Annotated in this window: 11 protein-coding genes; 7 read left to right on the top strand and 4 right to left on the bottom strand. The window is 72.9% G+C overall.

Annotated elements, in window-relative coordinates; translation table 11 throughout:
• The first annotated feature begins 73 nt into the window (after positions 1-73).
• Positions 74-1,996, top strand: coding sequence for a hypothetical protein (locus ACIPFH_RS28600; RefSeq protein ID WP_401830791.1), 1,923 nt, complete (start codon positions 74-76; stop codon positions 1,994-1,996).
• A 62-nt stretch (positions 1,997-2,058) separates the two neighbouring features.
• On the opposite strand, the gene ACIPFH_RS28595 is transcribed toward ACIPFH_RS28600, so the two are convergent.
• Positions 2,059-3,387, bottom strand: coding sequence for an ABC transporter substrate-binding protein (locus tag ACIPFH_RS28595; protein ID WP_401831152.1), 1,329 nt, complete (start codon positions 3,385-3,387; stop codon positions 2,059-2,061).
• Between the two features lie 172 nt (positions 3,388-3,559).
• Here ACIPFH_RS28595 and ACIPFH_RS28590 point away from each other — a divergent pair, with 172 nt between their 5' ends.
• Both ACIPFH_RS28590 and purU read left to right on the top strand, forming a co-directional pair.
• Positions 3,560-4,006: a hypothetical protein gene (locus tag ACIPFH_RS28590; RefSeq protein ID WP_020130208.1), complete on the top strand. Its 447-nt coding sequence runs from the start codon at positions 3,560-3,562 to the stop codon at positions 4,004-4,006.
• A gap of 118 nt (positions 4,007-4,124) precedes the next feature.
• Positions 4,125-5,009: a formyltetrahydrofolate deformylase gene (gene purU, locus ACIPFH_RS28585; RefSeq protein WP_401830789.1), complete on the top strand. Its 885-nt coding sequence runs from the start codon at positions 4,125-4,127 to the stop codon at positions 5,007-5,009.
• Positions 5,010-5,122: 113 nt separating this feature from the next.
• Here purU and ACIPFH_RS28580 read toward each other — a convergent pair whose 3' ends face one another.
• Entirely contained in the window at positions 5,123-6,484 is a 1,362-nt protein-coding gene (locus ACIPFH_RS28580) for a zf-HC2 domain-containing protein (protein WP_401830787.1), read from the bottom strand.
• Positions 6,481-7,071 (bottom strand): sigma-70 family RNA polymerase sigma factor, encoded by a 591-nt coding sequence (locus ACIPFH_RS28575; protein WP_401830786.1) that lies wholly within the window; start codon positions 7,069-7,071, stop codon positions 6,481-6,483. The genes ACIPFH_RS28580 and ACIPFH_RS28575 overlap by 4 nt, the downstream gene beginning before the upstream one ends.
• 319 nt (positions 7,072-7,390) lie before the next feature.
• Here ACIPFH_RS28575 and ACIPFH_RS28570 point away from each other — a divergent pair, with 319 nt between their 5' ends.
• Positions 7,391-7,771 carry an STAS domain-containing protein gene (locus ACIPFH_RS28570; protein ID WP_401830784.1) on the top strand — a complete coding sequence of 127 codons (381 nt, stop codon included), beginning with the start codon at positions 7,391-7,393 and terminating at the stop codon, positions 7,769-7,771.
• Between the two features lie 162 nt (positions 7,772-7,933).
• Positions 7,934-8,446, top strand: a complete 513-nt coding sequence (locus ACIPFH_RS28565) for an EF-hand domain-containing protein (protein ID WP_401830781.1) — start codon at positions 7,934-7,936, stop codon at positions 8,444-8,446.
• A 152-nt stretch (positions 8,447-8,598) separates the two neighbouring features.
• Here the strand turns inward: ACIPFH_RS28565 and ACIPFH_RS28560 are convergent, their stop codons facing one another.
• Positions 8,599-10,107: a class I adenylate-forming enzyme family protein gene (locus tag ACIPFH_RS28560; RefSeq protein WP_401830779.1), complete on the bottom strand. Its 1,509-nt coding sequence runs from the start codon at positions 10,105-10,107 to the stop codon at positions 8,599-8,601.
• Positions 10,108-10,323: 216 nt separating this feature from the next.
• Here ACIPFH_RS28560 and ACIPFH_RS28555 point away from each other — a divergent pair, with 216 nt between their 5' ends.
• Both ACIPFH_RS28555 and ACIPFH_RS28550 read left to right on the top strand, forming a co-directional pair.
• Positions 10,324-11,520 (top strand): amidohydrolase family protein, encoded by a 1,197-nt coding sequence (locus tag ACIPFH_RS28555; protein ID WP_401830777.1) that lies wholly within the window; start codon positions 10,324-10,326, stop codon positions 11,518-11,520.
• 34 nt (positions 11,521-11,554) lie between these two features.
• Positions 11,555-12,688 (top strand): acyl-CoA dehydrogenase family protein, encoded by a 1,134-nt coding sequence (locus ACIPFH_RS28550; protein WP_401830775.1) that lies wholly within the window; start codon positions 11,555-11,557, stop codon positions 12,686-12,688.

The raw sequence follows: 12,688 nt of genomic DNA, 5'->3' as shown, positions 1-12,688 counted from the left end.
CGTGGCACGGGGTTCCGGGAACCCGGTAGCGTGAACCGACGATTCCGAAGGTCCCCCATTCGTAGGAGTCCCGGTGACGCAGAGTGGACAGGGCGAGGAGCCCTCGGCGCAGCCCGCGCGCGAAGGCATCGTGCTGCCCTCCGACGGTGGGGAACCCCTGCTGCCGGGAATGACGACGAGCGCGCCACGGCCGGCGTCCAGCCAGGGACCGCCGACCGAACCGCCCTCGGGACCGCCCTCGGGCCACTACCCCGGCCAGTACGGCGCTCAGCAATATGGACAGGACCAGTACGGGCAGGACCAGTACGGGCAGCAGCAGTACGGGCAGGACCAGTACGGGCAACCGGACTACGGGCGGCATGCGCAGCAGGCGTCCGACGGGTCCCAGGGGCAGGCCGAGTACGGGCGGCAGGCGCCGGCCGGCGGGCAGACCTGGGGAGAGCCGTGGGGTCCCGGCCGGCAGACGCCCGACCCGCAGCCGGACCCACAGCAGTCGGCCCAGGGCTGGCCGCTTCCCGCGGACCAGCAGACGGACCGGCCCGGCCAGGCACACCAGCAGCAGCCGCAGGCCCACTGGAACACCGGGCAGCCGGCCCCGTGGAACGGTGGCACCCGGGCGGGCGCCGGCCCGCTCCCGCCCGAGGGCGCACCCCTGCCACCGGCCGCTTCCGCGGACGACGGCGCGACGCAGTACATACCGCCGGTCCCGTCCGACCCGTCCGACGGCGGCCGGGGTCGGTACCTGCCGCCGTTCGCCGCGCCCGCTCCGGCGGACGAGGGGGCGACGCAGTACCTGCCGCCCGTCCCCGCCGCCGCTCCGGCGGACGAGGGGGCGACGCAGTACCTGCCGCCCGTCCCCGCCGCCGCTCCGGCGGACGAGGGCGCCACCCAGTACCTGCCGCCCGTCGCACCGGGGGCGCTGCCGCCCGAGGCTCCGGCCGAGTCGACCCACTATCTGGGCCGTGCCCCGCAGAACCCGGGCACGGGTTCCTTCCCGGGCGGCGGACCGATGCCCGCGCCGGGAACGCAGCCCGGCGCCCGGCCCGGCGCGTACTCCGACTCCGAGCCCACGCAGTACATCCCGCCCGTCCCCGCGCAGGCCGGTGGGGACCGGCAACCGCCCGCCGAGTTCGAGAACCTCTTCCGCAGCGGGCCGGGCAGCGACAGCCCGGCCGGGTCCACGCAGCAGCTCCCGCGCTACTCCGGGCCGGACGCCCCCGGATACGGCGGTCCGGGCGGCCCCGGCGGCGCGCAGGGCTACGGTGCCGGGCCCGCCGCCCGTTCCCCGCAGCCCGCCTACACCCCGCCGGGCGACCCGGCGGCGGGCGGGCGGCGCGCGGCGCGCGACGGCGGCGGCCAGGAAGGCCGCACCCGCTCGCGGCTGCCGTTGTTCGCGGCGGTCGGCGTGGCGCTCGCGGTCGTCGGCATCGGCGCGGGCGCGATGCTCGCGGGCGGGGGCAAGGACCAGGGCGACGACGACAACAGGACGGTCGCCGCGTCGGCCCCCGCGACCGAGGGGTCCGCGTCCACCGGCGCGGCCGAGAAGCAGGCCGTCGAACTGGACAAACTGCTGGCGGACAGCGGCAGCAGCCGGGCCAGTGTGATCAGCGCCGTGGCCGACGTGAAGGCGTGCGGCAACCTCGGCCAGGCCGCGACGGACCTGCGGGACGCGGCGAAGCAGCGCACCGAACTGGTCACCAGACTGTCCGCTCTGAAGGTCGACCAGCTGCCGGACCACACCGCGCTGACCACCGCCCTCACCAAGGCGTGGCAGGCGTCCGCGTCCGCCGACAACCACTACGCGGCCTGGGCCGACCAGGTCGCCGGCAGCAAGAAGAAGAGCTGCAAGAAGGGCTCGGCCCGCACCACCTCCGAGACCCAGGCCGGCAACCGCGCGAGCGGCACCGCCAGCGCCCAGAAGACCCAGGCCGCGACGTTGTGGAACGGGATCGCGAAGACGTACGGCCTGACGCAGCGCCAGCCCACCCAGCTGTAGAGGCGGGCGGGCCGGGCGCCGTCGCGGACGCCGGCCGGCCCGTGCCTCCGCCAGGGGGCGGGTCAGTCCACGTCCGCCTTCTCCAGTGTCCTCGCCACGTCCACGAACCCCTTCTTGGCGGCCACCAGCCGCCCCTTGCGCACGGCCTGGAGGGTGACGTCGGCGTTCACCAGGCGGGAGAAACCGATGGAGGCGAGCTGGTTGGTGAATCGCCAGCGCAGCGTCGGGGTGAGTCCCCCCGTGGTGACCTCCAGCCCGTCGTCCAGGGCGCGCCGCACGCTGTCGGCGGTCACCTCGCCGCCGTCCAGCGCCGCCACGGCCTGCCGGAACACGGTGTAGGCGATCCAGGTGGTCTGCACGCCGGTGTCGGCGGGGTCGATCCGGATGTCGGAGAACGCCTCCTCGTTGATCACCTTCTTCATCGGCGCCCAGGCGGGGTCGCTCGCCACCGGGTACCAGCCGGTGACGTAGGCCCCCTCGAACGGTCCGGAGGCGGCGCCGGCGGCGTTGATCACCGTCTGGTCGACGTTGCCGAGGACCGTGCCGGTGCGGACGTCGGGGTAGTCCTCGCGGCTGCGGCGGAAGGAGTCCATGAAGGTGCTGGTGCGGTCCCCGAGCGCGGTCACCACGCACCCCTTGCCGCCCCCGTCCTTGTCGCCGGTCGCGTGCTTCAGGGCGGCCTCGGCCTGCTTCCCGTACTCGGTGGCGTCCTCCGGCGCCCGCTGGTCCTCGGCCCGGTCGTGCCCGCCGGCCGTCAGCCCGGCGTCGAGCATCGGAGGCAGCGCGTCACCGGCGATGGTGTCGGGGCGGACGAGCGAGACGCGACCGCAGCTCGCGCCGAGCTCCTTGCCCAGACCGGCCAGCAGCGAGGGCTGGCCGCCGTTGACGGGATAGGACAGCGGGCTGGTGAACTCGGAGTTCGTGACGCCGTAGCCGCCTATGTAGGGGATGCCGGCGCCTTCCAGATGCGGGAAGAAGGCGTCGGAGTGCTGGCTGTAGGAGCCGACGACGGCGACCGCCTTCTCCTTGACGGCGCGCCGGGCGCACTCCGCGGCGGACACGGTGTCGTTGTGGTCGTTGCAGGTCAGGACCTCGAGCTTGCGGCCGTTCAGGCCGCCGTTCGCGTTGATCCAGCGGGCGTAGGCGCGGGCGAAGGCGGGCATGCCCGGCTTGTTGGTGGCGGACGTCCCCTCGGGCGCCCACGTCATCACGACGATCGGGTCGTCCCCGGAGCCGCCCGAGACGCCGGGGACGACACCGCAGCCGACGGTGAGTGACGCACAGGCGGCCAGGGCACCCGCCGAGAGGGCGGTCGCTCTGAAGGGCCTGGTGAAGCGCAAGGACCTGGGGAGGAAGGTGCTTCGCGTGGGTGTGCGCCGCTTGCCGGTCATGGACACGCACGATTCCGTCACATCGCCAACCTTGAGGTGACCCACGGTCAACGAGTGGTGACGGCAAGGTGAATTACGGGGGCACCTGTGCGGCGTGGGACGGGGAAACGTACGATCGACGACCGTGCAAGGTTCGGAGAACTCTTCCCGTCGCGGCCGTCGCTCCCCCACCATGGGCGGCATGCCACTCAACGACATGCCGTGGTGGCGCTGGCGCAGCAATGTGCGCTCCGCGCTGCACATGCTCTCCGACCCGGTGTTCCAGCAGAACGTCTGGCTGGCCGGCGTCGAGGGGTACGGGGACGTCACCGACGCCGTGTACCGCCTCGTCGAGGACACCTGGCTCGACAACTGGTCGGCCGAGAAGTACGTCGGCACCATCTTCCGCGACTCGCAGGAGGCGGCCCTCGTCGACACCGCCGTGCTGCGGGTGCTGCGGATCATGCACCAGGTCGGGCCGGACGCTCCGGTCTCCGCGTACGTCGACCACGAGGCCTGGCCGGAGGCGGTGCGGGCGGCGCGGGACGCGCATGTGCGGATGGCGGCGAGCGACGGCGACGACGCCGACGCGCCGCCGCGCACCCTCGAGGTGCTGCGCATCATGACGCGGGCCGCGTAGCCGCGTAGCCGCGGTCCCGAGCGGGGCGGGGGCCCGCAACGGGGAACGGGGCGGCCGCCGCGTTCCGTCCTGCGGGACGGCTGCCCACGGCGCTGGGCGGTGTGCGACCCTGTCGGGCATGAACGCGCAGCCCACCCGAGCCGCGGCGGCCGCCGCCGACCAGTACGTCCTCACGCTTTCCTGCCCCGACAAGCAGGGCATCGTGCACGCCGTGTCGAGCTATCTCTTCATGACCGGCTGCAACATCGAGGACAGTCAGCAGTTCGGCGACCACGACACGGGTCTGTTCTTCCTGCGCGTGCACTTCTCGGCCGAGCCTCCGGTGACCGTGGACAAGCTCCGGGCGAGCTTCGCGGCGATCGGCGACTCCTTCCACATGGACTGGCACATCAACCGGGCCGACGAGAAGATGCGCATCGTCCTCATGGTCAGCAAGTTCGGGCACTGCCTGAACGACCTGCTGTTCCGGGCCAGCATCGGCGCGCTGCCGGTGGAGATCGCGGCCGTGGTGTCCAACCACACCGACTTCGCCGAGCTGGTGGGCTCGTACAACATCCCCTTCCACCACATTCCGGTGACGAGGGAGAACAAGGCGCAGGCCGAGGCGCAGCTGTTGGAGCTGGTCCGGGAGCGGGACGTCGAGCTGGTCGTCCTCGCCCGCTACATGCAGGTCCTCTCCGACGACCTGTGCAAGCAGCTCAGCGGGCGGATCATCAACATCCACCACTCCTTCCTGCCGAGCTTCAAGGGCGCCAAGCCGTACCACCAGGCGCACGCGCGGGGCGTGAAGCTGATCGGGGCCACGGCGCACTATGTGACGGCCGATCTCGACGAGGGGCCGATCATCGAGCAGGAGGTCGAGCGCGTGGGGCACGGCGTCACGCCGGACCAGCTCGTCGCCGTCGGGCGGGACGTGGAGTGCCAGGCGCTGGCGCGGGCCGTGAAGTGGCACGCGGAGCGGCGGATCCTGCTCAACGGACGTCGTACGGTCGTTTTCGCGTAGCCCGTCGACGCGCCTGCCGCGGCGGCCCGCCGCCGGGCCGTGCCGCGGCGGCCCGCCGCCGGACCCGTTTGCCGGGCCGCGCCCCGGTGGCCTGCTTCCGGTGTCTCCGGGTGCTACATCCGGCTCAGCGCCGCCGCCGCGAACAGTACGTCCCTGATCGCCTCGCGGTCGCCCAGCTGGCCCGCCGCCGCCTCCTCCGGGGAGACGTGACCGGCGGCCAGCCGGCAGAACTCCACGTCGTCCAGGGCGACGTGCGCCACCTCGTGGTCGGCGGAGCCCACCGCGCCCGGTGAGTCCAGCGGGATCAGCCACTCGCCGCCGCCCGAGCCCTCGATCTCCAGGCGCAGACTGCGGCCGGGGCGCCCGGCGGTCACCAGGTGGCGGATGCGCGACGGGGAGGCGAGCCCCGCGCGGCGGCGGGCCGCGAGCGTCTCGGGCAGCATCCGCGCGGCGAGGTCGATCATGCCGTGGAGGTGGCGTGGAGCGGGCGGCGCGTAGGGGTAGTCGACCGCTTCCGCGATGTCCTCCGCGTGCACCCAGCACTCGAAGGCCCGGTCCAGCATCGCGTCGCGCAGCGGCAGTTCGAAGCCGCCGTACGACACCGGCATGGTGCCGGGGCCTCCGCCGGTGAAGGACACCGTGCGCACGAGCGCGTGGGTCTGTTCGCGCCAGGGGCCGCGCACGGAACGGGTGGGCGGGAAGTGCGAGGACGCCCAGAACGCCTCGGTGCGCCGCGCCGGCGTGTCCACCGGACCGCCGGTCCTGGTCGACCCGACCGCCCCGGCCGATCCGCCCGGCCCGTACGGTCCGCCCGTCCCGTCCGCCGCATCGGGCTCATCGGGTTTGCCCGGCCCGTCGCCGGCGGTGAGGGGGTCGTCCAGTCCCAGCGCGAGGGCCACCAGCCCGTCCACGGCGAGCAGGTGGGCGATGACTCCGGCGACGGTGGTCCGGCGGCTCGTGGCCCTCTCGCCGCGGAACCAGCGCAGCCGCACGGGCGCGTGCCACTCGGCGTCCCCGAAGTCCTGGAGCAGGGCGTCGAGCCGCGCGGTCTCGGCGTCGTAGGACGCCGCCCAGACGGGCACCGGGACGCGGGGAGGACGGCGGGTCAGGCAGCCCTCGAGGACGCGGGTGCGCAGGCCCGGGTCGAGGTCGAGGCTCTCCGGGCGCTGGAGCAGGCCGACCGCCTCGCGCAGTCGCCGCGCCTCGTCCGCGCAGGCTCCGCAGTCGCCGAGGTGCTCCTCGACGGCCGCCGTCTCCGCGGCCGAGCAGGCGGCCAGCGCCCACGCGCCCAGCAGGGACTTGAGCACGGGGTGCTCGAGCCTGAGCGGTTCGGGTCCGGGCGGCTCCGCCGGCGGCAGCGGCAGCCCGCCGTCCTCCACGGAGGCGCGGGGAAGCGGGATGCGCGGCGCCCGGTCGGGTCCGCCCGACGGGGGCGTGCCGGTCCCGTCGCCGCCGCCGTCGTCGCCGGGGCTCACGCAGCACCTCCGTAGCCGGGCGGTGTTCCGGGGGCCGCGGCCTCGTGGGCCGTGGACAGGAGTTGCAGGCCGAGGCGGAGCCGACGGCGGGCCTCGTCCTCGGTGACGCCGAGATCGGCCGCGGTCTGGCGGTAGTCGCGCCGCTGGAAGTAGGCCAGCTCCAGGGCGGCGCGGAGCGGGGCGGGCATGGCCTGGACTATGTAGTCGGCGCGCGCGGCGACGGAGGCGTGGCGCACCCTGCTCTCCAGTTCCGCGGTCGCCTCGACGGAGCCGTGGCCGGCCTCGGCCAGCGCGGCGGTCTCGGTGGCGCGCAGGCGCTGCACGGCGAGGCGGTGGGTGAGTCCGGCGACCCAGGTGCGCAGCGGGCCCTGTGTCGGGTCGTAGGCGTCGGGGTGCTCCCAGACGTGGGCGAAGACCTCGCGGGTGACGCCGTCGGCCGCCCGTTCATCTCCGAGCACGCGGTGGGCGAGACCGTGCACGAGCGAAGCGAACCGGTCGTAGAGCTCGCCGAGGGCGGCCGCCTCACCGCGCGCGAGTCGTTGCTGCATCTTGCGGTCCCAGCGGGGCGGTGCGTCCCTCTTCGCCATGCGGCCCCCTCACCCGTGCCCGGCCCTTTGACCGTGTGTCTGTCCAGCGTGCGTCCACCGTCACCTCGAATGTAGTCGGCACGTCCGACAACGCACGCCCCTTTGTTTCAATGTGCGCCCCCTGTCCGCAAGGAGGTGGTATGAGCCGCGCCTACCCGACAGACAAGGATCGAACCGGACTGGATATGACTGAAACAAGCCTCTTTCCCTTAGTTTCTGTTTTTCCTTCGGCGTTTCGGGGCACGGCCGCTGGGCAGCCGCGCTGCAAGGAAGCGAAGGGACAGCTTCCGTTTACCGCGAGCTACAGCGAGCGAAGGGCGTGGTGGTGGCCTTCAAAGTGACCGGCGGGGAGCAGGGCGGATGGGCCGTGCTCCATGTGTCGGGCGAGCTGGACCTGGTGACGTCGCCGGTGCTGCGTCAGAAGGTGCACGACGAGGTGGCCGAGGGCCGTCACAGTCTCGTCCTGGACCTCTCCGAGGTGTACTTCTGCGACTCCAGCGGCGTCGGCGTGCTCATCGCCTCCCGCCGCCTCATCCGCTCCTGCCGGGGACGCCTGCGCCTGATCCTCCCCGCGCGGGGTGCGGCGGAGGACTCCCACGTCAACCGGGTGCTGGGCGCGCTGGGCGTCCGCCGCCTCTTCGACGTCTACGCGGACGTGGCGGCCGCCGTGGACGACGGGACGGAACCCCTCTCGGCGTAGGCCCGCGAGCCCCGCTCCACCACACCTTCGTCCCGAAATTCACCCGGTCCTGGCACAGACGTCGCTTTACCGCCGCCCGGGCGTCGCCGACGTCGTACGCTCCCTGCCGGAACCACTCCCAGCAGCACCTCCGCGCGATGACGTAAGGCGGTTCGAGAAGACATGGTCAGCAGCGAGTACGAACGCAGGATCGCCGCCCGGTTCGCCACCTTCGACCAGGACGGCAACGGCTACATCGACCGGTCGGACTTCGGCGCGGCGGCCAAGGCGCTGCTCGCCGAGTTCGGTACCGCGGCCCGCTCCGACAAGGGGCAGGCGCTCTACGCGGGCGCCGAGGCGTTCTGGCAGGGCATGGCCGGCATCGCCGACCGGGACGGCGACCAGCGCATCAACCGGGACGAGTTCGTGAACGGCGCGGTCAAGCGCCTGCGTGACAACCCGGAGCGGTTCGCCGAGATCGCCCGCCCCTTCCTGCACGCGGCCCTGGACATCGCCGACGCCGACGGTGACGGCCGGGCCACGGTCGAGGACACGGTACGGGTGCTCAGGGCGCTCGGGGCGCCCGACGAGGTGGCGCGGGGCGCCGCCGCCGTCCTCGACGCCGACGCGGACGGCAAGGTCGGCGAGGCGGAGATCGTCCCCGCCTTCGCCCGCTACTTCACGATCGCCGAGTAGAACGCGGCGGAGCAGTCCGCAGCCGGGTGGCACCAGCGGGGCAGCGCACAGCCGGGTGGCACGCAGCGGGGCAGCGTACCGCCGAGCGGTATGCGGCGGGGCGGTACACAGCCGGGCAGTACACCGCCCACCAGTACGCGGCCGACCAGTCCTCACCCGGAGAACCGCTCGCGCAGCTTGTACTTCAGCACCTTCCGCAGGGTCTCGTTGCGCGGCAGGGCGTCCACCACCTCCAGCCGCTCCGGCAGCTTGTGGACCGACAGGCCGCCCGCGCGCAGATACGAGGTCATCGCCTCCAGCGTCAGCGGCTCCCCCGGCCCCGGCGTCCGTTCCACCACCGCGCACACCATCTCGCCGCGTTCCGGGTCCGGCAGGCCGACCACCGCCACGTCCCCGACGGCCGGGTGGGCGGCGAGCAGGTCCTCGATCTCCTTGGCCGACACGTTCTCCCCCTTGCGGATGATGACGTCCTTCAGCCGGCCGGTGAGGACCAGATGCCCGCTGCGGGTCACGTGCCCCAGGTCGCCGGTGCGCAGGAAGCCCTCCGCGTCGAAGGCCTCGGCCGTCTGGGCCGGGTCCAGGTACCCCTGGCACACGGCCTCCCCGCGCAGCCGCACCTCCCCGTCCACCACGCGTATCCGCATGCCCTCCGGCGGCCGCCCCTCCGTCGTCGCGAGGTTCTCCGCGGTGTCGTCCGGCGCGCCCATGGTGATCATCGGCACCTCGGTCATCCCGTACCCGTGCGTGAGCTGCACCCCCATCTCGCGCACGACGGCGTGGTAGACCTCGGGCGGCTTGGGCGCTCCGCCGCCCGCGAGCAGCCGTAGCGAGGGGATCAGGGGCGCGCCCGGCCGTCTGCGCTGCTCGGCCAGGAACATCGAGTAGAATGCCGTCGACCCGCCCGCGACCGTCACCCCGTGCCGCCGGTACTCCTCCAGCGCGTCCGGCAGCGCGAAGTGCTCGAACATCACCGCGGGGAAGCCGTAGAGCAGCAGCATGACGGTGTAGTCGGGGCCGGCGATGTGGGCGTACGGGAACGCCATCGAGCCTACGTCGGCCGCCGTGAGTCGCAGCGCGTGGGCGAGGCAGGAGCCGCCGGCGATCAGCGACCGGTCGGTGTGCAGCACGCCCTTGGGGTCGGAGGTGGTCCCCGAGGTCCAGTAGATCCAGCGCACCGAGGTGCCCTCGGCGGGCGGCGGCGGAAGCACGGCCGGGTCCCCGTCCGGCAGGTCGTCGTACGCCTCGAAGACGCCCTTCGCGCCCAGCCGCCGCGCCATCTCGGTGTGGTCGAAGCCCCGCCAGACGCCCGGCACCGCGAAGAACTCCGCCTTCGACTCGCGCAGTGCGAAGCCGACCTCGCGGTCTCGGTAGAAGGGGATGACGGGGGACTGCACGGCGCCCAGGCGGGCCAGCGCGAAGGACAGGACGGCCGTCTCCAGTCGGGTGGGCAGCTGCCAGGCGACGACCGTGCCGGGGCGTACGCCCAGGTCGTGCAGCCCGGCCGCGACCCGCTCGGCGCGCTCGCGCAGTTCGCCGAAGGTCAGGGCCCGGTCGGCCTGGAGGAGGACCCGGCGGCCGGGGGTGAGGTCGGCGCGGCGGGCGAGCAGGTCCCAGAGGGTGCGGGACGCGCTGAGCTCGTGGGCGGTGGCGGTGTCGTTCACGTCGGCCCCCTGGCGCAACTGACGATCGAAACTGACGGGTAGTCAGATTTTGGCAGAGCGTAGAGCCGGTCGCCTTGTCGGTCCAGGGGGCGGGGGCTAGCCTGCTGGGGAGAGCCAATCTGACGGGCCATCAGATGGCGGGGCGGCCCCGACGGCCGTCGGCCGGACGGCCACGTCCATCGGACAACTGGCGTTCCGCCAGGCGGAGGGGAAGCCATGAGCACCGAACTGCCGCGCATCGTCAGCGTCGACGACCATGTGATCGAGCCCGCGCATCTCTTCGCGACCTGGCTGCCGCAGAAGTACCGGGACCGGGGACCGCAGCCCCTCACCGCCGGGATCGGCGAGCTCGCCTACGTCGCCGGGAAGTACCAGATCACGATGGACCCGGACGGCCAGCCCACCGACTGGTGGATCTACGAGGACCTGAAGTTCCCGTACAAGCGCAACATCGCCGCCGTCGGCTTCGACCGCGACGAGATGACGCTGGAGGGCATCACCCGGGAGGAGATGCGGCGCGGCTGCTGGGACCCGAAGGCCCGGCTGGCGGACATGGACCTCAACCACGTCGAGGCCTCGCTCTGCTTCCCGTCCTTCCCCCGCTTCTGCGGGCAGACCTTCGCCGAGGCGCACGACAAGGAGGTCGCGCTGGCCTGTGTGCGCGCCTACAACGACTGGATGGTCGAGGAGTGGTGCGGGGACAGCGGTGGGCGGCTGATCCCGCTGTGCCTGATCCCGCTGTGGGACGTCGGGCTGGCGGTCGCGGAGATCCGGCGCAACGCGGCCCGCGGGGTGCGCGCGGTGACCTTCTCCGAGATCCCCAGCCACCTCGGGCTGCCGTCGATCCACTCGGGCTACTGGGACCCGTTCTTCGCGGTGTGCGAGGAGACGGGGACGGTCGTCAACATGCACATCGGTTCGTCCTCGCAGATGCCGGCCGCCTCGCCGGACGCGCCGCCGGCCGTCCAGGCGTCCCTTTCGTTCAACAATGCGATGGCCTCGATGATGGACTTCCTCTTCAGCGGGGTGCTGGTGAAGTTCCCGCGCCTCAAACTCGCCTACTCCGAGGGTCAGATGGGCTGGATCCCGTACGCCCTGGAGCGTGCCGACGACGTCTGGGAGGAGCACCGCGCGTGGGGCGGGGTCAGGGACATCGTCCCCGAGCCGCCGTCCACGTACTACTACCGGCAGATCTTCTGCTGCTTCTTCCGCGACAAGCACGGGGTCGCGTCCCTGGACGCGGTGGGGCGCGACAACGCGACCTTCGAGACCGACTACCCGCACGTCGACTCGACCTTCCCGCACACCAGGGAGGTTGCCCTCGACCACGTCAAGGGCCTCGACGACGAGACGGTCTACAAGCTGATGCGGGGCAACGCGATCCGCATGCTGGACCTGGACCTGGACAAGTAGCCGGGACCGGGACCAGGGCAGGGGGATCAAAACCATGGACCTCTCGGACAGCCCCGAGGACGCCGAGTTCCGGGCCCGGCTGCGCGAGTGGCTCGGCAAGGTGCTGCCGACGCTCCCGCCGAAGCCGTCCCCGGACGACTGGCCCGGCCGCCGCGCCTACGACCTCGGCTGGCAGCGGACGCTGTACGACGCCGGGTACGCCGACGTGCACTGGCAGGCCTCGCCGAGCGTCCGTCTGATCTTCCTGGAGGAGACGGAGAAGGCAGGCGCGCCCTACGTGGGGGCGGGTTTCGTCGGGCTGCTGCACGCCGGGCCGACGATCGCCGCCGAGGGCACGGCCGAGCAGCGGGCGCGCTGGCTGCCGCCGGTCCTGCGCGGGGAGGAGGTGTGGTGCCAGGGTTTCAGCGAGCCCGGAGCCGGCTCCGACCTCGCGGCGCTGCGCACGCGCGCGTGGCGCGACGGCGAGGACTACGTGGTGAGCGGGTCCAAGATCTGGACCTCGCACGCGGAGGTCGCCGACTGGTGCGAGCTGCTGGTCCGCACGGATCCGGGGGCGCCGAAGCACAAGGGCATCACCTGGCTGGCGATGCCCATGGACGCCCCGGGCATCACCGTACGGCCGCTGCGCACCCTCGCCGGATCCGCCGAGTTCGCCGAGGTTTTCCTCGACGAGGTGCGGGTTCCGGTCGCCAACCGGGTGGGGGAGGAGAACGACGGCTGGCGGGTGACGATGGTGACGCTGTCGTTCGAGCGCGGCACCGCCTTCGTGGGCGAGGTCGTCGCCTGCCGACGCGTGCTGGGCGAACTCGCCCTGGAGGCACGGAGGAACGGACGCTGGGACGATCCCGCCCTCCGGCGGCGGCTGGGCGCCCTCAACGCCGGGTTCCGGGCGCTCTGGCGGCTCACACAGTGGAACGTGAGCGAGGCGGAGACCAAGGGAGGGCTGCCGGGCGTCGCGGGTTCGGTTTTCAAACTGAGGTACTCGCAGGCCCGCCAGGAGCTGTACGACACGGCCGCGGACGTCCTGGGCGTCGAGTCCCTCGACCTCGACCGCCCCTGGGTCGGCGACCGGCTCTCCTCCCTCTCGTACACCATCGCGGCCGGTACGTCGCAGATCCAGCGCGACATCGTGGCCGAACGGATCCTGGGGCTGCCGAAGGGACGGTGA

Source organism: Streptomyces sp. NPDC088157, from assembly GCF_044741545.1.
Classification (GTDB): domain Bacteria; phylum Actinomycetota; class Actinomycetes; order Streptomycetales; family Streptomycetaceae; genus Streptomyces.
This window is presented reverse-complemented; position numbering and strand designations above follow the sequence as displayed.